This is a genomic window from Heyndrickxia sp. FW510-T9, assembly GCF_058781025.1.
On record NZ_JBYSWK010000063.1, the window covers coordinates 1 to 24017 of the forward strand.

Consider the following 24017-nt stretch of genomic DNA (forward strand, 5'->3'; position numbering starts at 1 on the left):
TCGACTGAGATAAAGGAAACACAGTGAGGTAGTTCACGAACTGATGTTGACTTATCGTAGGGAGGAGACGTAGAAATACGCTAGCCGATAGGCGCTGGAGCTAGATTCAAATACGACGATTTTCGGTTTCTTATTTCTTCTCAGTATTTAGTTTTGAGGGAATAAAATGAAGAAATTCTAAAAAAACCCTTGAAAATTCACTAAAAATCATTATAATTAAGTTTGTCTTAATTAAATGACTGCTTTTAAGCAGTGAAGAAAAAGAAATAATGATCTGGTAATTATGGCGAGAAGGTCACACCCGTTCCCATCCCGAACACGGAAGTTAAGCTTCTCAGCGCCGATGGTAGTTGGGGGCTCTCCCCCTGCAAGAGTAGGACGTTGCCAGGTTGTTATTATTCCGCAGTAGCTCAGTGGTAGAGCTATCGGCTGTTAACCGATCGGTCGTAGGTTCGAGTCCTACCTGCGGAGCCATTGCTTCCATAGCTCAGCAGGTAGAGCACTTCCATGGTAAGGAAGAGGTCACCGGTTCGAGCCCGGTTGGAAGCTTACTTAAATAACATCAAGATTGGCCCGTTGGTCAAGCGGTTAAGACACCGCCCTTTCACGGCGGTAACACGGGTTCGAATCCCGTACGGGTCACCACTATATGAATTAAGTTGGAGGATTAGCTCAGCTGGGAGAGCACCTGCCTTACAAGCAGGGGGTCGGCGGTTCGATCCCGTCATCCTCCACCATAAATATGCCGGCCTAGCTCAATTGGTAGAGCAACTGACTTGTAATCAGTAGGTTGGGGGTTCAAGTCCTCTGGCCGGCACCAGTAGATTGTCGGAGGGGTAGCGAAGTGGCTAAACGCGGCGGACTGTAAATCCGCTCCTTCGGGTTCGGCGGTTCGAATCCGTCCCCCTCCACCATTTTTTAAAAAATATTTTAAAACCTTTTGGACATAATAGTAGTGTCTTTTTTCTTTTCAATGGGCTATAGCCAAGCGGTAAGGCAACGGACTTTGACTCCGTCACTCTCTGGTTCGAATCCAGATAGCCCAGCCATTTTTTTTTGCCCTTTTTTTGGTACTTATATAAGTCGTAAATTGTTTCATAATAAAAGAGCACAGCTAACACAACGAGCCATTAGCTCAGTCGGTAGAGCACGATGAATAATCTTCGAAGCGATACATCCAGCGTACAGCTTGAGCTACAACTTGAATAAGCTTACTGAAAGCTGGACGAAGCGATCAGCATTTAATCGTAAATGAAAAAACATATTCGGCGCAGTTCAGCGTACCAATCGAGCCGCAACTTGAATAATCTTTCTGAGATTGGGACGTCGTAGATGCACCTAGAAAGAAAGCAATATAACATCTGTTTTACAATCTAAATTACGAGCCATTAGCTCAGTCGGTAGAGCATCTGACTTTTAATCAGAGGGTCGAAGGTTCGAGTCCTTCATGGCTCATCTTACATAAAATCCTTATTGGAAAAATAAGTAGTTCTGATACTGTGAAATAAATATACTAGATGATTCGAATAAGTTATCAAGTTATAGCTTAATAATACATAGAAAAGCATGGATAATAAGTGAAATCCATGCTTTTTTCTATTTTTGAGGACACTGGGACGTTATTTTCATGAATAATGCTATTTTAGAGGTTTATGCGGACACAGAGTACGCTATTTACCAAAAATCATGCAAAAATGTCAGCTTTTTAGCTAAATAACGGAACGTAAGTCCTATAACAACGTGAAATCATCGTATTTGTCACAGATAGCGGAACGTAAGTCCGCTTATTCTACATTATGCATCTATAAGATATCTGATAGAGAAAAAGCCGAGAGGACAGTACCGAGATATTTCTTCGACAAACACCAAACCAACAAGGAAGCCCACGTTATTTATGAAAAAACTGAATATATATACAAAAAAATGTCGAGTTGAGTCATTTCTTTTTCCTGTATAAAATAGGGATATACGAGGGAAGGAGTGGGTTCTATAATGAAAAAGAATATTTCAATTCTTGGAGTCCCAATGGATTTAGGTCAAACTCGCAGAGGAGTTAATATGGGCCCAAGTGCAATCCGCTATGCAGACGTTGTAGAGCGTATTGAAAATCTTGGTTATGAAGTAAATGATATGGGCGATATAGAAATTGGCAAGGCTGAAAGACTACATGACCCAGAATTAAATTTGCGCAATTTGAAAGCGGTTGCAGATGCTAGTGAATTATTAAGCACTAAAGTTAATGAAATAGTTGAAAAAGGTGATTTCCCACTGATTTTAGGAGGGGATCATAGTATCGCCATTGGTACATTGGCGGGGGTTGCTAAGCATTATAAAAACCTTGGAGTCATTTGGTACGATGCACATGGAGATTTGAACATTCCGGAAACTTCTCCTTCAGGCAATATTCATGGAATGCCACTTGCGGCTAGCTTAGGACACGGAAATGATTTGTTAACAGACATTAGTGGCTACAGTCCAAAAGTAAGACATGAAAATATTGTTATCATTGGGGCAAGAGATTTAGATGAGGGAGAAAGAGAATTAATTAAGGAAAAAGGCATTAAAGTTTTTACAATGCATGAAATAGATCGTCTTGGTATGACAAGAGTAATGGAAGAAACCATAGAATACTTAAAGAAACGAACAGACGGTGTACATTTATCCTTGGATTTAGATGGATTAGATCCTAGCGATTGTCCAGGTGTAGGAACCCCTGTTATGGGCGGTATTACATACCGTGAAAGTCACCTTGCAATGGAAATGCTTGAAGAGTCAGGAATTATCACTTCTGCAGAATTTGTAGAGGTAAATCCAATTCTTGATGATAAAAATAAAACAGCAAGTGTAGCTGTTGGATTAATGTGTTCTTTGTTTGGAGAAAAATTACTATAAATATTGAAGCAGTAGTACGGAAGTAACTACTGCTTCTTCTATTTTTCTAAATTCCTTTTTAAAGTTTCATAATGATTAAGCAATTTATCTAATCTGTCACTTGCTTGAATAACTTGTTCGTTGGCAAAAGAGGACTTTAATGCAAGTTCAATCATTTCTTTTCGCTTTTCTTCAATATTAGATTTTATCTCCTGCATCTTCATATTTTGGCCTCCTCTTTTCGATAAACTTGTCCTTCAAAGCTTAGTAAATTATTGGTGTATTCATTATTATTTACTATTTATCCATTTTTATAAAAAATCAAACATTGATTGGTAAATATTTGATAAAATATAGGTATATAATTTTTGAAACCTTTTTGCTATTCATTCGTATCAATGTATAGCCGCTAGGGCGGAGGGAAACCAGATGGAAGTGCTTGTACAAAAGAGAATAAAGCAAGTTTTAAAAGGTGACCGTAATGCTTATGAAGACATAGTAGAAATATATAAAAACAAGGTTTTTCAAATATGCTATCGTATGTTGGGGAATCGTCATGATGCAGAGGAGATTGCACAAGAAGCATTTATTCGTGCATATTTGAATATTCAAAGCTTTAAGCAGGAGCGAAAGTTTTCTACATGGCTATATCGAATTGCCACTAATTTATGTATAGATCGATTGAGAAAGAAAAAACCAGATTATTATTTAGATGCAGAAGTATCTGGGACAGATGGACTTACCTTGTATTCGCAGATTCCTTCCAATGACCTGCTACCTGACATGGAAGTGGAGCATATGGAATTACACGAGAACATACAACAAGCCATTTACCGGTTACCAGAAAAGTATCGTACCGTAATTGTATTAAAATACTTAGAGGATTTATCTTTAAATGAGATTAGCGAAATGATGAATTTACCTCTTGGAACGGTTAAAACAAGAATACATCGAGGACGAGAAGCACTTCGGAAGCAACTTCGAAATTTATAGAGAGGATGAGAACGAAATTGAATACTTGTTCTGAAAAAATTATTCTCTATATGCATGAATATTTAGATGGTGAACTAGCAGCGAATGATGAACAAGTGCTTAAAGAACATATACAACAATGTCCTAAATGCGGGAAACATTTTCAAGAGCTGAAGAAAACCGTTGCGTATGTTAAAAGCACTTCGCATATACATGCCCCTAAAGATTTTACAGAAAAAGTGATGGGACTTTTACCGAAGAGGAATTTTTCGGATAGAGTAAAAAGGTGGATTCGTGTACATCCGCTTTTGGTTGCAGCTTCTCTTTTTATTATTTTAATGGGTGGTACTATTTTCTCCATGTGGAGTGATGATCAGGAGTTTTCCTTTACAAATAAACCGCATTTAATAGTGAAGGATCACACAGTAATAGTGCCGAAAGGAGAAGTCGTTAAAGGTGATCTTGTTGTGAAGAATGGCAATCTCCGAGTAGATGGAAAAATTGATGGGGATGTTACCGTTATTAACGGGAAGAAATATATGGCGTCAGCTGGCAATGTTACGGGAAATGTAAAAGAAATTAATGAAATATATGACTGGCTATGGTTTGAAATGAAGGATATTGGAAAAAGAATTGGAAGCTTTTTTAAATGAAAAATGGGGAGGCAATTATGGAATGATTGTTTCCTTTTTCTTTAGTTTTATTTAATTGTGGTATAATAATATATAAGCAATTTAGGTTGCTTTTCGTTCTATGTTGAAATCACGGTATTGCTTTTTATGAAAATTTACATGGTTTTCGATTAATAAGCAATGATTAGGAGAATTTGATTAAAAACTAATGGAGGACAAAAGATGTCGTTTGCTAATTTCACTGTCTTAGATTATCTATCCAGTATAGTAGACATACTCCTCGTTTGGTACGTGATATATAAACTGTTAATGGTGATTCGCGGTACTAAAGCGGTTCAGCTGTTAAAGGGAATCATTGTCATCGTTCTTGCTAGAGCATTAAGTGGTGTTCTTGGATTTAATACGTTAAGTTGGATGATTGACAAAGTGATTACATGGGGATTTTTAGGAGTAATTATCATCTTCCAGCCAGAGCTGAGGAGAGCGCTCGAACAATTAGGTCGAGGAAAACTCTTTTCGCGTGGAAATGTTCAAGAGGATGAAGAACGTAATCGGATTATTGAATCCATTGTCAAAGCAACAAGCTACATGGCTAAACGTAGAATTGGGGCATTAATCTCATTTGAAAGGGAAACAGGGTTGAGTGATTACATAGAAACGGGCATACCGCTTAATTCGGTGATATCCTCGGAGCTTTTAATTAATATATTCATTCCTAACACTCCTTTGCATGATGGTGCCGTCATTATTCAAAAAAACCAAATTGCTGCGGCAGCATGTTATTTACCATTATCTGAAAGTCCTTTTATCTCAAAAGAACTAGGTACAAGGCATCGAGCTGCTATCGGGATTAGTGAAGTGACGGATAGTGTGACGATGATTGTTTCTGAAGAAACGGGAAGCATTTCATTAACGAAAAATGGTGAATTACATCGTGACCTTACGATTGAGCAATTCAAACAATTATTGGAGAAAGAACTTTTTGATGTAGATCATGATAAACAGGCTTCCTCATCAAAGTGGAATTGGAGGGTGAAGAAGCATGGATAAATTTATGGAAAGCAAATGGTTTATGAGAATTCTTGCACTGCTCCTAGCCCTTTTACTATTTACTTCGGTGCATGATAATCAGAACTTATTCAAGGATATAAAATCAAATAGAGGCGAGGCAACGTTTCAAATGCCAGTCGTGCTTTATTATGATGAGGAAAATACGGTTGTAACTGGTGTTCCAAAATCAGTTGAAGTAACGATTTCCGGCCCGAATAATCTTGTTGAATTTGCGAAAAGCTCAAGAAATTTTAGCGTTTACGTGGATTTAAGCAATGCTAAGATTGGAAATCAGCGAGTAAAATTAAAAACAAAGGACCTCTCAGATAAAATACAAGCAAAAATCTCTCCTGCTGAAGTGGATGTATCTGTTCAGGAAAAGGTTACGGTAGAAAAGCCAGTTGAAGCTGAATTTAATTCGGATTTATTAGCGGAAGGCTTTGAAGCAGGTCAACCAACTGTGAATCCAAAGACAGTCAAGATCACTGGTGCAAGGGATGTAATTGATCGAATTAGCTATGTAAGAGCAGCAGTAAATGTGAATAAGAAGATTGATTCAGATATAGTGAAGTATTCTTCAGTACAAGTTCTAGATCGCAATTTAAATAAATTAAATGTTTCCGTGGATCCAGACACTGTTGAGGTCTCGATACCAGTGAAAAATCCAAGTAAAACAGTCCCGATTGCAATTAATCCAATCGGTAAAGAAAAAGATGGAGTTGTCATTGAAAGTATCTCTACAGACCCCAAAAACGTGACCATTTATGGTAGAAGTGATGTATTAAAAACACTTGATGCATTAACTTTAGACGTTGATATTAGTAAAATCGATAATGATACAGAACTTACTATTCCATTAAAGAGTCCAAATGGAATTAATAAACTGGATCCTGGTACCGTTAAAGTAAAGATAAAGGTACAGGATAAGGTGGAGCAAAAAACCTTATCCAATATTAAGGTTAGCAGTAAAGATTTAGATGATAATTATGATTTAGAATTCCTATCCCCTTCTGATGGTCTAGTAGACCTAAATGTGACGGGTACAAGCCAAGAACTTAAAAGCATAAACGATCATAGTTTTGATGTGTTTTTGGACTTAGCGGGGTTAAAGTCTGGCGATCATGAAGTGAATATAGAGGTTAATGGGCCTAACGGTGTATCATGGGAGCTGTCCAAAAAGAAGGCAAAGATTCGTTTAACAGAAAAAAGTCAAGGTAATGTATAGACAATGGATTTTAAAGAAGGAGAGAAAGATTGTATGGGTAAATATTTTGGAACTGACGGAGTAAGAGGGATTGCTAATTCAGAGTTAACGCCTGAATTAGCGTTCAAATTAGGACGTTATGGCGGTTATGTACTAACGAAAAATGCAGATCGTCCAAAAGTAATTATCGGACGTGATACTCGAATTTCTGGTCATATGCTAGAAGGCGCACTCGTTGCCGGTTTACTTTCTATAGGTGCAGAGGTTATGCGACTAGGAGTTTTATCTACTCCAGGCGTTGCTTTTTTAACAAAGGCATTAGGAGCACAAGCGGGAGTCATGATTTCGGCATCCCATAACCCAGTAGCGGATAATGGAATTAAATTTTTCGGTTCAGACGGGTTTAAGCTAGTAGATCAACAAGAGTTAGAAATTGAGGAACTGCTTGACCAACAAGAGGATATGCTGCCACGCCCAATTGGAAAAGACCTTGGAATGGTGAACGATTACTTTGAAGGCGGTCAAAAATATTTACAATTTTTAAAGCAAACGGTTGAAGAAGATTTTTCTGGAATACATATTGCATTAGATTGTGCGAATGGAGCAACTTCCTCCTTAGCTACGCATCTATTTGCTGATCTAGATGCAGATATTTCAACAATGGGAGCATCCCCTGATGGATTAAATATTAATGAAGGTGTTGGTTCCACACATCCGGAAAGTCTTGCTGCTTTTGTAAAAGAAAAAGGAGCGGATGTGGGTCTTGCTTTTGATGGTGATGGAGATCGCATGATAGCTATCGATGAAAACGGTGAAATCGTGGACGGAGATCAAATCATGTATATCTGTGCAAAATATTTAAAGACTGAAGGCAGACTAAAACATTCCACTGTTGTCTCGACTGTAATGAGTAATTTGGGATTTCATAAGGGTTTAGAGGAACTTGGTATTAAGAGTATCCAAACAGCAGTCGGAGATCGATATGTGGTAGAAGAAATGAAAAATAACGGCTATAACCTTGGTGGTGAACAATCTGGCCACGTTATCTTTTTAGATTATAATACAACTGGTGACGGGTTATTATCAGGAATCCAGCTCGTTAATATTATGAAGGCAACGAAAAAACCATTATCTGAATTAGCTAAGGAAATGAAGAAATTTCCACAAAAACTTGTAAACATAATGGTTTCTGATAAGTATCATGTGGCAGATAATGAAAATGTGAAGACTATTATTCAAGAAGTAGAATCAGAGATGGCAGGAAACGGACGCATCTTAGTACGTCCTTCCGGAACAGAGCCATTAGTTCGTATCATGGCAGAAGCACCGACAGAGGAAAAATGTGAAGAGTATGTACAGCGCATTGCAGACGTCGTGGAAAAAGAAATGGGATTAAAAGTAGAATAATAATATGGATATGCATACGGGTCACCTTTCCATTCCCGTATGCATATTTTAATTCTGTAATATTTATTATGGCTGTTTTCGAATAAATTTTTGTACTTGTTGTAAATCCAATATAATAGACTTAGTTTCGGCGAATCTTTTCTTAAAAAGAATACCTATTTTAAAGGCAAATGAGGAAGTTAATAAGATTTCCTTTTACAACAGCAACAAAGTTTAAGAAAATAGCGTTTATTATTGACGAGAAGCATCTGCATAAGGTAAGATTAGGATGCTTTTTATTTGGAATTAACAATATTTTGATAAGGAGGATAGTGATTAGGTTTATACAAAGCGCCAGAACTAAACGTAGATGTTTTAGTTGACGAGGTGGAGGAGTATCGAAGAATTCGGCGGATACCTCCCGGCTGCCACACACAGTCGAAGTCTTTTTCTTAAAACACTGGGGTGACTCAATGCACAAAGGGAAAAGAAATAGTGGAATAGATCCTATTCAATAATGAAGTCTTTGTTTCTGGATCACATTAGATGTGGATGGAATCCTTAGACGATTTTATGAAGAGGAACCTACCAAAATAAAAAGTAGAGATAAGGGGCAGGAATGCTCCTAGTATTCTTGCCCCTAATATTAGGGAGGAAGATACAAAATGTGTGGTATTGTAGGTTATATTGGACAAAGAGATGCGAAGGAAATTTTACTAAAAGGCTTAGAAAAGCTTGAATATAGAGGATACGATTCAGCAGGTATTGCTTTACAAAACGGTGATACTGTTCATGTTTTTAAAGAAAAAGGAAGAATTGCGGACCTTCGTGCGATTGTTTCGGAAGATGTTCATGCACCAACTGGCATTGGACATACACGATGGGCGACTCATGGTGTTCCAAGCAAAGGAAATGCACATCCGCATCAAAGTACTTCTGGACGTTTTACACTTGTTCATAATGGTGTCATTGAAAACTATTCCATTTTACAACAAGAGTATTTAAAAGATGTTGAACTAAGAAGTGAAACAGATACGGAAATCATTGTTCAACTTGTGGAGAAGTTTGTAAATGAAGGACTTTCTACGAAGGAAGCATTCCGCAAAACATTAACATTACTTAACGGTTCCTATGCAATTGCATTATTAGATTCGGAAGATAGCAGTACAATTTATGTTGCGAAAAACAAGAGCCCGCTTTTAGTAGGTGTTGGGGATAGCTTTAATGTTGTAGCTAGTGATGCAATGGCCATGATTCAAGTGACAAACCAATATATTGAATTGATGGATAAAGAAATGGTGATCCTCACAAGTGAGGAAATCAACATTGAAGATTTACAAGGAAACCAAATCGCTCGAGACCCGTACACAGCTTCCATTGATGCTAGTGATATTGAAAAAGGAACTTACCCGCACTACATGCTAAAGGAAATCGATGAACAGCCACTTGTTATGAGAAAAATCATACAAGCATATCAAGATATTGACGGGAAATTAACGATTGATTCAGATATTGCAAAAGCAATGAGTGAATCAGACCGTGTATATATCATTGCTTGCGGAACGAGCTATCATGCAGGGCTTGTTGGAAAGCAATTCATTGAGAAAATGGCAAAGATTCCTGTAGAAGTTCATGTGGCAAGTGAGTTTAGCTATAATATGCCACTTTTAAGCGAGAAGCCTTTATTTATTTTCATTTCACAAAGCGGTGAAACAGCAGACAGCCGTTCTGTCCTTGTAAATGTGAAAAAGTTGGGCTATAAATCTTTAACGATTACTAATGTTGCAGGATCTACCCTATCACGTGAAGCGGACTATACACTATTATTGCATGCCGGACCTGAAATTGCAGTTGCTTCTACAAAAGCATATACAGCACAATTAGCAGTTCTTGCTATCCTTGCGAGTGTTACCGGCAAGGAAAGAGGAATTGCAGAAGAATTCGACCTAATTCATGAACTTGGAATTGTTGCGAATGCGATGGAAGTATTATGTGATTCCAAAGAAGAAATCGAGCAAATTGCTTACGAATACTTAACTGTTACTCGCAATTGCTTCTTCATTGGTCGTTCCCTTGACAATTATGTAGGGCTAGAAGGTGCATTAAAGCTTAAAGAAATATCCTATATTCAAGCAGAAGGCTTTGCCGGTGGGGAATTGAAGCATGGTACCATCGCTTTAATTGAAGAAGGAACACCAGTTATCGCATTAGCTACACAAAAAAATGTTAACTTGAGTATTCGTGGCAATGTGAAAGAAGTAACGGCCCGTGGTGCAAACCCATGTATCATTTCCATGAAAGGCCTAGAAACAGATGAAGACCGTTTCATCTTACCAGAAGTAAACGAATTATTAACACCTCTTATCTCTGTTATACCATTACAACTAATTGCTTACTACGCTGCACTTCATCGTGATTGTGATGTGGATAAACCACGGAACTTGGCGAAGAGTGTGACGGTGGAGTGATGATGGATTAGTTGGGAATTGATATTGTCTACAAATAATAAAGTTGTTTAAAAAATAAAATAGTTGTTTAAAAAATAATAAAGTCGTTTAAAAAACACATCTTAGGGATATCATGATATATACATCTCTTTGGTGTGTTTTTTGTATATAAATCAAATTCTATTTTTATTTCAAGGGGAAGTGCTTAAATTGCCAATTTTAGACTTAAAAGAAATACCAAGAGCGAATTTAACCAACGGTGAACAAGACACATTTGAACTTTTTGCAAGAGACTTTTTAGAAATGCTTGGGTTTGAGGTAGAAAGTGGTCCTGATCGTGGACAAGATGGAGGCAGAGATCTTGTTGTTTTAGAAAAACGGTCAGGAATATTAGCAAATACTGAAGTTAGGTGGCTAGTTAGCTGTAAACACAAGGCGTATTCTGGGCAATCTGTAAATGATGCTGATGAGCAAGATATTAGAGATAGGTTAAGAGCTCATAGTGCTACAGGGTTCATGGGGTTTTATTCAACTGTCATTAGCTCTCCTTTACAAAGAAAGATTAGTGCTCTTAAAACACATTTTGAAGTAATGATTTTTGATCAAGAAAGAATTGAATCTCTGTTACTTGTGGATGAAAAGACTGCAGACATAATTGCTCGTAGATATTTTCCAATGTCTTATAATAATTGGAAGTCAGAACAGAAAAATCCTTCTAATATATTTGAAGATTATGTACCTTTACAATGTGAGAGATGCGGAAAAGATCTTCTTACTAAAGAAGCAATTCAATTATCTCTTATTGTATTTGTAGAAAATCTGAATTTTGCTGAAGAACATGATCATGAACAATGCCTGATTGAAGATATTTACTTTGCATGTAAAGGAGAGTGTGATGGTATTTTAGAGGGTAAGTATAGGAGGAAGGGTCTTTACACAAAATGGGAGGATATATCAGATATAATGATTCCTAATCATTATTTATATTGGAACATGGCTGTGATGAATCGAATTAGAGATGGAAAAGACATTTATACAGATCAAGCATATGAAAAATTAAAACAATTTATATTAAAAGTTTCACAATATGTTGTTAAGGACAGGACAAATATTCAAACAGAGAGATTAAGACAACTTGCTGGAATACCAGAATATTTTTAATTTAATAAGACCAGACTTACTTGATAAATTTTTATATAGCATAAATTAGTAACGGATTTTATAAAAAACTTAAAAATCTTTTAGGTAGTGATTAAATGGCAAAACGTCAAACAGGTTGGACAGAAAAAAAGATAGAGAAGTACTACAAAGAAAGCCGTGGCAGTGGAGAATTATCTTGCTACAAACCTTGGTTAACTGTTCAAGATGTCCAATCAAGAGGGAGATCTCACCGGCCGAAGGGCTGGAAAACGAATAGAATACATCAGCTATTATCTGATCTTGAATTCAATTACTTTTGTCTTTTGGAGTGGGCAGATGATGTTGTCGATATTCGCGAACAGTTTCCTCTTAATAGAGAATTAACTCTTAATATAGCCGAATCAAAAAATATTAACCATTCAGTAGATACCCAAACACGGACTCCTATTGTAATGACAACGGATTTTCTTATTACTGTTCGAAGGAATAGTGAATTGGATTATCTTGCAAGAACGGTAAAGCATACTAAGGAACTATCTGTTCGACAAGTAGAAAAGTTTGAGATTGAAAGAGCCTATTGGGAGGGGCAAGGAATTAATTGGGGCATTGTTACTGAAAAGGAATTAAGCTCCGTGGCAATAGATAATATTAAATGGTTACATAAATCTTATTTCGAGAAGGATTCCTCTGATCAAGAAATGATCAACCAGTTACTTTACTATCTATCTGAGCAAGGTCAGACAATAATTAGGGTTTTATCGGAGTTTGATGAAAATTATAAATTAGAACAAGGTGAGGCTCTTTCCTTATTTAAATGGTTAGTAGCAAATAAAATAATCAAAATTAATATACATAAAAAATTTGATTTAAAGCATGAAACAAGTGTCCTCCTCATTACTGATATTAATTTATCTGAAAAGAGATGGGCTACATGAATATTTTTGTGAATGAGATTTTGAAGAATCCTGATTCGAAGCAAGTATTTCGTATTTTATGGATTGATGAAGGGAATGTAATAGCATATTTAATTGATATTTTTGATGCCAAAGCTCTTCCATTTAAAAAGACTATAAGTGAGTTAAAAGAAGAAATCATACAAGATATTTTAATGAAAATAAAAGAGGACCCGTTTTCGAATTTATACAATGTGGAAGAGTTACCTGAAAAATATCTAGAAATAAGGAATAGTGCTTGGGATGTTATTAAAAATATGGTGAACAATGAACCAATAATATTTGAAAAGAAAGTGAGATCCCAACTTACCAATGAAGTAATAGAAATACATAATGTGACATATCCTGCCGTTCGAAAGTATCTACGAAAATACTGGCAAAGAGGTAAAAATATTAATGCATTATTACCTGACTATTCTAATTCAGGAGCTAAAGGTAAGGTAAGAGAACCTGGAACAAAGAAGAGAGGGCGGCCAAGAAAATATTCAACAGTAGGAATTAATGTTGATGAGAAAACTAAGAAAATATTTAGAGTAGCCTTAGAAAAATACTACTTAACAACAAAGAAAAATAGGCTTACAGATGCATATAAAATGATGATAAAGGAGTTTTATGCAGAGGATATCTATTACGAGGATGGAGTTAAAAAAGTAAAAATTAAAGATGAGGAAAAGATTCCTACATTGGCCCAGTTCAAGTATTGGTATAACAAGGAATATCGTACTCCAGAAGTGACTATTGCAAGAAAGGGAAGAATTAAGGCAGAAAAAGATCATAGAGCACTATTGAGCAATAGTTTATCAGAAGTAGATGGCCCAGGTTCTAGATTTCAAATTGATGCAACGGTTGGAGACGTATATTTAATATCAAAGTACAATTCGAACTGGATAATTGGTCGACCAGTAATCTATTTAGTTATTGATGTATTTAGCAGAATGGTTGTTGGTATACATATAGGTTTGGAAGGTCCCTCATGGATGGGAGCAATGATGGCTTTAGCAAATACAGTGGCAGATAAGCAACAATTCTGTGCTGAATATGGGATTGATATAACGAAGGAAGAATGGCCCTGTGAACATTTGCCTGATGTATTACTTGCAGATAGAGGAGAATTTGAGGGCTATAATGTTAATCGTTTAATAGAGGCTTTTAACATGGAAGTTGAAAATGCAGCGCCTTACAGAGCAGATTGGAAAGGTATTGTAGAGAAACATTTTGATTTAATTCAAAAACGGGTTAAGCCATTTCTCCCAGGTTATGTTGATACTGATTTTCGGGAACGTGGGGCTAGGGACTATCGATTAGATGCAGTTCTTACCTTAGAGGATTTTTCTAAAATCATAATTAAGCAAATTATATTTTATAATACAAAGCATTATCTCAAAGGCTATATTCGTGAGCAGGATATGATACGTGATGATGTACTACCTAGACCATTGGATATTTGGAATTGGGGGATAAAAAATCGATCTGGGAAACTAAGATATCATTCAGAGGAACTAGTGAAACTGCATCTGCTTCCAAAAGAAATAGCTACAGTTACGGAGAAGGGTATTAAATTGAAAGGGCTATTTTATAGCTGTGAGACGGCACTTAAGGAATTATGGTTTGAAACGAGTAGACAAAAAGGATCTTGGAAAATCTCTATATCATATGACCCAAGAGATATGAGTAATGTCTATTTTGTTAATCCAGAAACCAATAAATTTGAATGTTGTCACCTGTTACCTGATTCAGAAAGGTATAAAAGCACTGCTCTTGATGAAATTATTTACCTTCAGGAAGTTGAAAAAGAGATGTATCATCTGAACAATCATGAACAGTTACAAAAGGATATCGATTACATGTCTGAAGTCGAACATATTGTTAATCAGGCTATTCGAAGGAAAAAAGAAAATATCGATGAGAATCTTAGTAAATCAGAAAGGGTTTCCTCTATTCAAGAGCATAGGAAAGTTGAGAAGGAACTTTATCGGAATGAGCAGGTATTTAAGTTAGACCAAGATAATAAAAGCACAGAGGTTGGTGAGGTACTAGCTTTTGATGATGAAACTAATACAGAAGAAACGTATGCTCGAAGTAATGTAAGGGATTTTCTAAAAAGAAGAAAGGAGAAAGAAAATGAACAATTGGAGTGATCAGTTTATTCGGGAAGAAGCTGCATATAAGAAACAGGAAGTTATCGATTTTCAAGGGAACCCATTAATTGAAGCACTTCCGCCTATTCTTTCTCCTGAAGAAGCATATGATGCCCTTAGCTATTATCCAGATTTCGATAAGAATGAACGAAAGTTACCAACACACATTAGGTATCATGCAATCCCAAGGTTAAACAGGTTTTTTCAACCCGTCATGCAACATTTGGATTTAGAACAAAGATTCTCAAGGTTATTAAGATTTGGTTATGTTAGCAGAAATCCTAATTCCCCTGAATTTAATAAACGGTTGGCAGATGGTCATAGAACGTTAATGGGAGAAAAAATAAAGCATGATATTCGTTCTACTGCTTCGAGTTTTACACTAATGGGCTTCTCAGGTATAGGTAAAACAACAGCTATAGAAAGAATATTGTCGTTGTACCCAAATTTGATAGTACATAAATACCCCTATAACATTACCCAGGTGGTATGGCTTAAATTAAATTGTCCGCATGATGGTTCTTTAAAATCGCTTTGCATGGATTTTTTTCAAAAGATGGACCAACTATTGAATACGAATTATCACGAAAAATATGGGAGTCGAAGAAATTCTATAAGCTCTATGGTCACTAGAATGGGTCAAATTGCGAGGCTGCATTGTGTAGGTGCATTAATAATTGATGAGATTCAACATCTTTTGACAACAAAGGATAATAACTCTGAAAAAATGATGAACTTCTTTGTAACACTTGTTAATGAAATAGGTGTACCAGTAATAATGATTGGAACCATGCGGGCTAAAGCTGTTCTACAGCAGGATTTTAGACAAGCTCGTAGAGGCAGTGGTCAAGGTGATATGGTTTGGCAACAGATGGTTAAAGATGATGACTGGGATTTGTTAGTTGAAAGTCTCTGGAAGTATCAATGGAATGCTAGTGAGACTCCTCTAACAGAAGAAATAAATCAAACAATTTATGATGAAAGCCAGGGTATCATCGATATTGCTGTGAAGTTGTTTGCTTTGGCTCAAGGTAGAGCAATTGAAACAGGTACTGAAAAAATAACGCCTGCGTTGATTAAAAAGGTGGCTAAGGATGATCTAAAATTGGTGCAGCCAATGCTAAAAGCCTTAAGAAATGGTCGCTTATCAGAACTTGAAAAATATGAAGATATTATGCCTATGGACATTGCAGACTATTTACAGCATCATCAATCAACGATTGATTTAAGAGCGACTATTCAAAAGAAAAAGGAGCAGCAAGCTGTTAAACAAAAAGTGTTAGAAAACTCTAAGCTTGAAAAGGTAATGTTAGCATTAATCAACGTTGGAATAGAGTCTGAAATAGCTGAAAAAGTTGCATCAAAGGTAATAAAAGAGATACCAGCAGAATCAGATCCTGTCCTTTTAGCAAAAGCTTTATTAGTTATAGAAGAGAATAAACAAAAGAAAACAACTAGTAAAAAAGAAAAAATAGAGAAAAATCAATTGCGAGCTATTGTGGATGAGGGGAAGAAGGAAAAGAAATCTGCTTACAATTCATTATTAAATAAAGGATACATTAAGAATCCTATAGATGAATTTGTAATCTAAGGAGGTTTTCTGTTGTTACCCTATTTTCCCACTTTATATAAAGATGAGTTATTGTACAGCTGGTTTGCAAGATATCATGTTCATTCTTCAAATATAAGTCCTAAGCAGACTATGAATGAGTTATTTGGAAATAAAAGTTCTATTGCAATTCCAGACCTTCCTATTAGATTGAATAAGATTTATAAAAGGTTAATTCATTTTAAAGTTCCTAATGTAGAAGACTGGATAAAAAATCATACTTTTTATAATTACTACACTACGTTTTCAACGGAAGAGAATAAATCTGAGGTTCTTTTAGCAATGAAAAGTAATGACTCGCAGTTTTTACATTTATTTTTAGGTATTATGGCTTCATCAATTAAGGAAAATACTCATTTTCTTTATTGTCCTAAATGTTTTCAAGAAGATCTGCTAATGAAAGGTGAACCCTATTGGAGGCTTAATCATCAATTGCCAGGGGTATTGATTTGCTTGGATCATAATGAATTTTTGTTGAAATCTTCTGTGAAATTTAGAGGCGATAACAAGCATGAATATGTAGCAGCTAACCTTTTTAATTGTAGCTTTACTGAAATCGAGGGACTAGCTAGTGAAGGAATTAAGTATAAGGAACATGCAATTGCCTTGGCTCAAAAAATTCAATGGATTATGAAGAATGATACTAATTTTACTTTAGAGGGTATACAACGTTCCTATAAATATTTACTTTATAAAAATGGGTTTGTTTCAGTAAATGGGAATATAAATCAACGTTTATTAGCTAATCAATTCTTATCGTATTATGGAAGTGATTTTTTAGGAAAGGTTCAGTCTGATATTAAAATTGATAGTCAATCTTGTTGGTTGAAAACAATCACTAGGAAGCACAGGAAAGTGTTTCACCCAATTAGGCATTTGCTCTTGATACATTTTCTAGGTGAAAATATCGATTCTTTTTACCAATACAATGAATGTAAGCCATTACCTTTTGGGGAAGGTCCGTATTACTGCCTCAATCCAGCTTCCGATCATTATAAGCAGAAGACTATAAGTAATGTTGTTATTACAACTTGTACTGATACCAGAAGGCCAGTGGGTACATTTCGATGTAATTGTGATTTTGTCTATTCTAGGCGAGGTCCGGATATAACTCATTTGGACCAATTTAAAATCGGAAGAGTTAAGCAATTTGGACAAGTATGGATTGATAGGCTTCATTACTTAATTAATGTGGAAAATAGGAGTTATACTGAAATTTCAAAGACCCTTAAATGCGACATAGGAACTGTTAGAAAGTATTTTAAAGCATCAAATGTAACTGTTATTAAGTCAAAAATAATTGTCCAAAATCAAATAAAAGAAAAAAGAAATATTTGGGAACGATTGTTAGCTGATAAACCAGATTGCTCTATTACAGATTTAAGAAAGCTACAGCCTAACCTTTATTCGTGGCTCTATCGAAATGATAGAGAATGGTTGAAAGGGTACTCTCCAAAACAGAGTAATAAAAATAATAACATATATTCAAAAATAGATTGGGATGAAAGAGATGAAGAACTGTTACTTGAAGTATTCTTAGTGGTAGCCAATCTTTATGGGGCAGAGAAGCCAGTATACATTAACATAAATCGTATTGGCAAGGAAGTAGGAAAGCTCTATCTACTTCAAAAGCATCTAAATAAGCTCCCTAAAACGAAAAAATATATATTGGAAAACATCGAGACGAACCAAGAGTTTCAAATTCGAAGGATAAAATGGACTGCTAATGAGATTTTTAAACAAAAAGGGTACGTATCAGAATGGGAGATAAAACGCCTGGCTGGAATAAGAGAATCTGTCGATCCTGAAGTTAGGGATTTAATTGAACGTTTAATTAATAGGTATTATTTTTTAGAGGAAGGTGAATTTCGTTTTGTTGAAGATTAGACCATGGCCATTTGAAGATCGATTGGTTACTCTCCATTGGATAGGTAATGTAAAAATGAAAAATAGCCAATGGTATATTCAAGTAGCCTTTGTAAGTAATTCTGATTGCACAATCATTGACCTACCAGTAGGGGTTCTTCCTATGTTGAAGATAGGAGTTCCGTATAAAGACGGATTGCCGATAAACACACAAAAACAAGGAACGTATTTTAAAGTCATTGCACAAGATTTAAGTGTTGGTGTAAGCAGCAAAGCAATTGATATTTGCAGAAAATTTAATGTTTTCCTTTATAAGCGACCAGAGCTTATGAATCAAAATATGTGGTCATTCCAATCAGAAGGAATAACATATCATGTTCCTCATGTTGAAGTAATTCGAGCTTCTTTTGCGCCTAATAAAACCCTTGCTAATGCTTTATTAAGACCAAATGGACTAGATTTATTAGTTAATCAAACTTATTCAATGAATAATGGTCACACAGCCTATATAGACTTTGCTGATGAAATTCCAAGTAGCATAATGAGTGGAGATTTTGTGAGATACTTTGGATGGCTATACTTAAATAGTTCTATAAAGAAATCATTTGAATCCGTACAAAGTAATTTATATTCTGAGAGCATTACTCATAAAAGTTATTATGGTTATCCATTACAATTACAAATTCCTTCTACTGATATAACTACTATAACAACTAGAGGGATTAAAAAAGGAAATGAAGTTCTAATATTAGAAATCCTCGGAACTGATAATGCCAGCCCGCCATTTTATGAATTACAGTATACTCATAAATCAATTAAAAAATATATTTATACAGATAGGCCCAAAAAACAGCGATTATCTAAACGAGAAAAAGATGAAGATTATATATTAAATGAAAAAAACGGAGAGCGATCGAGAGAGAATACACATCAACCAGCCATTGATTTAGATCCTACTCAGATTGCTTTCCGCCATTCAACTGTTGTAACAAGAATACCAAAAAATGAACAAAAAGTGAATCAAGGAGACGACTATATTTCTAATGTTGGTCGTGGTGGAGGAATTAAGACTCAAATTGTTAGTATAGATGAAAGTTTGTTTGGGGGAAAGATAACTCCACTTGAATTTAAATCATTAGAAATAGTTCCTTCTATTATAAATTATGGCCTAGAATCATTTTTAAATGTAATTTCTTATTTGATTTCTGAGTTTCATTTTTTAAAAGTCTCTTTAAACTTTATTTTCTTACCTTTAAATAGAAAATTTTCATACTTACCAGATGGAAGACGTAGAATTTGTGCAGTAGTAAAAGTAATAAAAAGTGGAAATGCTTTTTATATACTAGAAATAGCTGTACCAGATAATAAATCTTTATCGACACTCATAATTTCGGTATCAACTGATATAAAGGAACAAGAACAAATTATAAGGGGTTTATTAATAAAGCTCGTTTTGAGGGGAGGGAGTTGGAGCAAGTCATATTTACATCACATAAATAATATTAGGGTAAGACATGTAGAAGGTTCAGTAAAGCATGGGGCATATCGATTTTTAAAATCTATCGATATGCTATTAAATGAAATAATTGTCGGATAAAGTCGGAAAATAAATTGTTTAGTTATTATAAGGACGACTATTAAAATTCAATAAATAATAAATTGACAAAGGAGATTGATTATCGATAAACTTAATTTATCGATAATTGATATGGGAGGAATAAAGATGAAATTATATCCATTATACGAGTTTCCTCCAACTCTAGATGAACTTGAAAAATTGTTGCAAATTTTCGATTTGGCAATTTCTTTGTCAGTTGATGAAGCTAAAAATATTATTAGTCAATTATTTGGAAAACGAGGATCAAGGACAAGTATACTCCTTAAAGATTTGAAGAAAATTGGGTTGGTTGAAGTAGGAACAGATGTATCGCTTACTTGGGAATCTCAACTTTATATTGATTTAAATCGAAAACTGGATGGATTATTACTCCATAATGTATTTAAATTATCTACTTTATTTGATAATTGTAAAATAATCTGTGAAATTGATCCTCATCTTGAGCTATCTAATCGTATTTTATATTACGAAATACTTAAATATGATTATGAAATCGAGAATGAGAGAACTGTTGTTGAAAAAATTTATGCAATTAAGCGATTAATTAAATCATGTCAAAGTAAAGATGAAAATAATCCTTTTAAAGAATATGAAAACTATATTCAATTTCTAAATGTATTACAAAGTGAATATTTAAAATTGGTAAATACTTATCAAAAAAATGCAGTAATTACAGTCTTAGAGGAAATGCTCTACCATTATGGTTATTCCAAGGAAAAGTTTCATAAATATATACTAAGATTATATTTAGATCCAGTATTTGCGACATATACTTCTTTTTCTACTGTTAATATTGATTTTGCCAAAAATGAGTATTTTACTTTAATGAATGATAAATTATATTATTTAAAAATAAAAAAGGGATTTGGTCTTGAAAGTTAAGGGGGAGTTTATATGGAATTGAACCAGTGTTTGGATGAATTGTTTGAAAATGAGAGGGATTTGAGTATTAGTACAATTAGAAAAGAATTAAGTGGTATGAAAAATTCTCAGCCGCCTAAATCACCAACATTTATTATTAACCAACAAAATGTTAAGGATAAAATTAAGCAAAAACTATCTGATTGTAATAGTGGTTGGGACTTTGCACATATAGTTTTAACTGGAAAAGTGGGTGGCGGGAAAACTCACTTTTTGAATTGGATTGAATCTAAGTTGAAAGAACAAAGTAGTTTTTATATTGTAAAATTTCAAGTTCAAGAAACAAATATAGTGAAGTATAGTTTTGTGAGAATGGTTGCATCCAAATTATTCCAAATTCATTATAAGGATTTTTATAATTCTTTAACTTCTCTTATTTCAAATGCACAATTACCTACTGATAAAAATAAAGATGAGTTGATAAGTATAATTTGTGAAAAGTTTGAAGTAAGTAGTAATTTAGCAACTCTTTTGTATTATCTTTATAATGAAAGTGACAAGAGTAGTGCAGCTATGAGGATTTTAGGTGCCTCACATGGAAGAACTGAAATTAATAAAATAGGGATTAAAGAATTAAATAATACTGATTATATTGATGTAATTCATTTCTTTTTAAAAAATAAAGAAAGACCTGGTTTCCTTCTTATTTTATTAGATGAATTTGAACATGCATTTTCTGCTTTAACTACTGCTGCTAGAAGGAACTTTTTTATTAGTTATAAAGAGTTTATTGATAAAGCAATTAGTTTTGAACCTGCTTCAGTTGCTTTGATTACATCCGTAACCGAACAATATGAAGGGAATTTGAAGGGGGAAGTTTCTAAAAGGGAAACAGCTTTGTGGTCACGTATGGAACATCAAGTTATTGAACTAAGTGAATTTAATCCTTCTGAAGTAAGTGAATTTGATGAACTTTTTCGTGAACTTGCTAGTAGATATAATAAAGGATACGAATATGATATAGGAATTGATTACCCCAAGGAAATGAAGAAACAGTTTTTAAATTACATGGGAGTTAAAACCACGCACGCAATAAGTTACAGAGATGCTATTTCTAACATGTTGAAAATAATGGATGACTTAAGACTGAGAAATAAATCCTTATCGGATTACCGAGAGGAAAAGAAAAAAGGTTCAGAATTTCAAGTAGAGGAAGCTGTAAATATTACTTCCACCCCCAATGTTGAAACTGATCAGGAACGTATTAGAGAAGAAGTAAGTGCTCAATGGCATAAAGTTCATCATAATTCAAAGCCTGGATTGATTAAATCTTCACTTGAGGACTTATTTACAGGGGCTCATTATAATATAGTTCGATTAAAGGATCAATTTGGTATTGAAGAATTAGGATCAACATTATTTGTAGAAAAAGAAAATGAAAAAAAATTAATATATATTGCACCAGCTACAAGTCCTAAAAGTTTGAGTAACAAGTTTCAAAGATGTTTAAATTATAAAGACCTATTAAGCAGTCAATCTATTGAAAATGGTTTTAAAACAATTTTTGTATATCAAAAAGAAGTTGAAACTGAAACAATTAATAAATATATTAATGATCATCCTGATATTGTAGGTATAGCGATTGAACAGGGAGAATTATTGGATTTACTTGCATATACAAAGGCGAATACTGAGGCTTTAAAAAATATATTATTCAAAAGTCTTGAGAGATTTACAAAATATTTATTGTAAAAAAAGTTGGAGAGGCTGTTTAAATTGGAGCAAGAGAAAAGTTGGTTTTTTATTGAGTTTACTATTCCAGAAAATATTGAATTAGAGGAAAAAGAACTAAGCGACATTTTAGAGGGTTTAAACTGTAAATACAAATATCTAATTAGTCAAATAATAGTATTTGATATAAAAAATAAACCGGATGTTGAATGTATTGAAGAATTACGTACTATTATATTTGAACTTATTTTAAAGAAGGTATCTGTATTAGAAAAAGAAACTAACGTAAATGAAGAATTTGATATAAATGAAGAGTTTGATGAAGAGTTATACAACTTTAATACTTATGAATCGGAAGAAATATTGTATAGTATGTCCATAAAAGAAGCTGATCTAACTGAAGATCACTTTATAAATTATCTTGTTCGAATACAAGACGGAGAGGTTATAAATTACGACAGGGAATCAGAATTTCTATCTAATTTTGATTATTCTGAAAAATGTTATTCTAAAATTCCATTATTTCATAATATTAGGTGTAGCAATTTGGCTATATTTAAATTAAAAACTTTATCATTAGGTTTCGCTATAATTGGCTATATGAAAATTAATGATGAAATGAAGGTAACAATAAAAGCGTTTAAATATGACATGTTAAAATATATTATTGATAATTTCAGTGAATATGAATGGTTTGAAAAGATAAGATGGGAAGATAATATAAATTGGAATTGGTTAATGAGTAGGAAATTTTCTTCTGGTTTTCGTATTACTGAAGGTCATATAACTAAAAATGAATTAATGAGATCGTTTCTCAAAATTACAAAAGCTAGTGCATTAGAAAATAAAATCTCATTTATACTTGAGAAACTTTTAGATAGAGGATATCTAAAAGTAGAAGAATATCAAAATTATGCTGATGAAAGAAGTATAAATAAGTTTTTTTATCCATATCACCGATTGATTAGTAATAATTTTCCTGATAAAGGTCTTTGGATAGATCCATCATTAGGTTTAATATTTAATGAAAGGAGCAAAGAAGATCCGAAAAGAATTGAGGAAAATAATCATTATGAGAAAATTTATGCACCGACGCAACACTTACTACATTATATAAGGCTATTTTGGCACCAAGACTACGTAGAAGAAGTAGTTAAGAGTGTTAAAGAAGAATTAGAAAGCGATTTATCCGATCTAAGAATATTAGTTTATTTGTCGGATTTTCAATTTGATTTATTGAGGAATGGAGATCCGTTAAAAAGTTCTCGGGATATAGATGTATTATTACGATTAAAAAATATAAAAACAAATATCGAGTATATTATTGCTATTGAGGCAAAAAGAAATGCATCTGAATTTAATGGAGTTAAAAGTGATATCATCGATAAAATTTCCCAAAGGTATGGAGGAATATTTCATGCATTTATAACAGTAGCTTATTTTGATGATATAAGACATGATAAAATTCAACATACTATTAAATGGGGAGAAGATGAACAGGCTCTAAGTAGGCCGCATTTTCTTTGTGTTGATAAAAAT

At 34.2% G+C, this 24017-nt stretch carries 17 protein-coding genes, 8 tRNA genes and 1 rRNA gene; 25 read left to right on the forward strand and 1 reads right to left on the reverse strand.

Features of this window, described 5'->3' with window-relative positions; genetic code table 11:
- Positions 1–273: 273 nt before the first annotated feature.
- The 10 genes from rrf to rocF all read left to right on the forward strand — a co-directional run bounded on the left by rrf (position 274) and on the right by rocF (position 2892).
- Positions 274–390, forward strand: a 5S ribosomal RNA gene (rrf, locus tag AC3WJF_RS20565).
- 9 nt (positions 391–399) lie between these two features.
- Positions 400–474: transfer RNA gene (locus AC3WJF_RS20570), tRNA-Asn, on the forward strand.
- 2 nt (positions 475–476) lie between these two features.
- Positions 477–549, forward strand: a tRNA-Thr gene (locus AC3WJF_RS20575).
- A 21-nt stretch (positions 550–570) separates the two neighbouring features.
- Positions 571–645, forward strand: a tRNA-Glu gene (locus AC3WJF_RS20580).
- Positions 646–661: 16 nt separating this feature from the next.
- Positions 662–737: transfer RNA gene (locus AC3WJF_RS20585), tRNA-Val, on the forward strand.
- A gap of 7 nt (positions 738–744) precedes the next feature.
- A tRNA-Thr gene (locus AC3WJF_RS20590) sits at positions 745–820 on the forward strand.
- Between the two features lie 10 nt (positions 821–830).
- Positions 831–914 (forward strand) — tRNA-Tyr (locus AC3WJF_RS20595).
- A gap of 60 nt (positions 915–974) precedes the next feature.
- A tRNA-Gln gene (locus AC3WJF_RS20600) sits at positions 975–1049 on the forward strand.
- 333 nt (positions 1050–1382) lie between these two features.
- Positions 1383–1455: transfer RNA gene (locus AC3WJF_RS20605), tRNA-Lys, on the forward strand.
- A gap of 537 nt (positions 1456–1992) precedes the next feature.
- Positions 1993–2892, forward strand: coding sequence for an arginase (gene rocF, locus AC3WJF_RS20610; protein WP_492455564.1), 900 nt, complete (start codon positions 1993–1995; stop codon positions 2890–2892).
- A 38-nt stretch (positions 2893–2930) separates the two neighbouring features.
- Here the strand turns inward: rocF and AC3WJF_RS20615 are convergent, their stop codons facing one another.
- Complete coding sequence (locus AC3WJF_RS20615) at positions 2931–3095, reverse strand: Spo0E family sporulation regulatory protein-aspartic acid phosphatase (RefSeq protein WP_492455566.1); 165 nt, start codon at positions 3093–3095, stop codon at positions 2931–2933.
- Positions 3096–3300: 205 nt separating this feature from the next.
- Here AC3WJF_RS20615 and sigW point away from each other — a divergent pair, with 205 nt between their 5' ends.
- The 15 genes from sigW to AC3WJF_RS20690 form a co-directional block, all read left to right on the forward strand.
- Positions 3301–3864: an RNA polymerase sigma factor SigW gene (gene sigW, locus AC3WJF_RS20620; protein ID WP_492455568.1), complete on the forward strand. Its 564-nt coding sequence runs from the start codon at positions 3301–3303 to the stop codon at positions 3862–3864.
- 5 nt (positions 3865–3869) lie between these two features.
- The gene (locus AC3WJF_RS20625) at positions 3870–4496 is read left to right on the forward strand and encodes a zf-HC2 domain-containing protein (RefSeq protein ID WP_492455570.1); all 627 of its coding nucleotides are present in this window, start codon (positions 3870–3872) and stop codon (positions 4494–4496) included.
- A gap of 201 nt (positions 4497–4697) precedes the next feature.
- A complete protein-coding gene (gene cdaA, locus AC3WJF_RS20630) occupies positions 4698–5525 on the forward strand; it encodes a diadenylate cyclase CdaA (protein ID WP_492455571.1) in 828 nt (275 codons plus the stop codon).
- Complete coding sequence (locus AC3WJF_RS20635) at positions 5518–6750, forward strand: CdaR family protein (protein WP_492455573.1); 1233 nt, start codon at positions 5518–5520, stop codon at positions 6748–6750. Before cdaA ends, AC3WJF_RS20635 begins: the two co-directional genes overlap by 8 nt.
- A 33-nt stretch (positions 6751–6783) precedes the next feature.
- Positions 6784–8136 carry a phosphoglucosamine mutase gene (glmM, locus tag AC3WJF_RS20640; protein ID WP_492455575.1) on the forward strand — a complete coding sequence of 451 codons (1353 nt, stop codon included), beginning with the start codon at positions 6784–6786 and terminating at the stop codon, positions 8134–8136.
- Positions 8137–8780: 644 nt separating this feature from the next.
- The gene (glmS, locus tag AC3WJF_RS20645; RefSeq protein ID WP_492455577.1) at positions 8781–10583 is read left to right on the forward strand and encodes a glutamine--fructose-6-phosphate transaminase (isomerizing); all 1803 of its coding nucleotides are present in this window, start codon (positions 8781–8783) and stop codon (positions 10581–10583) included.
- A 189-nt stretch (positions 10584–10772) separates the two neighbouring features.
- Positions 10773–11723 (forward strand): restriction endonuclease, encoded by a 951-nt coding sequence (locus AC3WJF_RS20650; RefSeq protein WP_492455579.1) that lies wholly within the window; start codon positions 10773–10775, stop codon positions 11721–11723.
- A 95-nt stretch (positions 11724–11818) separates the two neighbouring features.
- Positions 11819–12637, forward strand: coding sequence for a TnsA endonuclease N-terminal domain-containing protein (locus AC3WJF_RS20655; protein WP_492455581.1), 819 nt, complete (start codon positions 11819–11821; stop codon positions 12635–12637).
- Positions 12634–14793 carry a TnsB C-terminal domain-containing protein gene (locus AC3WJF_RS20660; RefSeq protein ID WP_492455583.1) on the forward strand — a complete coding sequence of 720 codons (2160 nt, stop codon included), beginning with the start codon at positions 12634–12636 and terminating at the stop codon, positions 14791–14793. The genes AC3WJF_RS20655 and AC3WJF_RS20660 overlap by 4 nt, the downstream gene beginning before the upstream one ends.
- Complete coding sequence (locus AC3WJF_RS20665; RefSeq protein ID WP_492455585.1) at positions 14777–16384, forward strand: ATP-binding protein; 1608 nt, start codon at positions 14777–14779, stop codon at positions 16382–16384. The genes AC3WJF_RS20660 and AC3WJF_RS20665 overlap by 17 nt, the downstream gene beginning before the upstream one ends.
- A gap of 12 nt (positions 16385–16396) precedes the next feature.
- A complete protein-coding gene (locus AC3WJF_RS20670) occupies positions 16397–18289 on the forward strand; it encodes a TnsD family transposase (RefSeq protein ID WP_492455587.1) in 1893 nt (630 codons plus the stop codon).
- Positions 18276–19865, forward strand: coding sequence for a Tn7-like element transposition protein TnsE (locus tag AC3WJF_RS20675; protein WP_492455589.1), 1590 nt, complete (start codon positions 18276–18278; stop codon positions 19863–19865). The genes AC3WJF_RS20670 and AC3WJF_RS20675 overlap by 14 nt, the downstream gene beginning before the upstream one ends.
- A 126-nt stretch (positions 19866–19991) precedes the next feature.
- Positions 19992–20768: a hypothetical protein gene (locus tag AC3WJF_RS20680; protein WP_492455591.1), complete on the forward strand. Its 777-nt coding sequence runs from the start codon at positions 19992–19994 to the stop codon at positions 20766–20768.
- Positions 20769–20780: 12 nt separating this feature from the next.
- The gene (locus AC3WJF_RS20685; protein WP_492455593.1) at positions 20781–22499 is read left to right on the forward strand and encodes a P-loop NTPase fold protein; all 1719 of its coding nucleotides are present in this window, start codon (positions 20781–20783) and stop codon (positions 22497–22499) included.
- Between the two features lie 24 nt (positions 22500–22523).
- Positions 22524–24017: hypothetical protein (locus AC3WJF_RS20690; RefSeq protein WP_492455595.1), on the forward strand; the 1494-nt coding region annotated here is incomplete at its 3' end.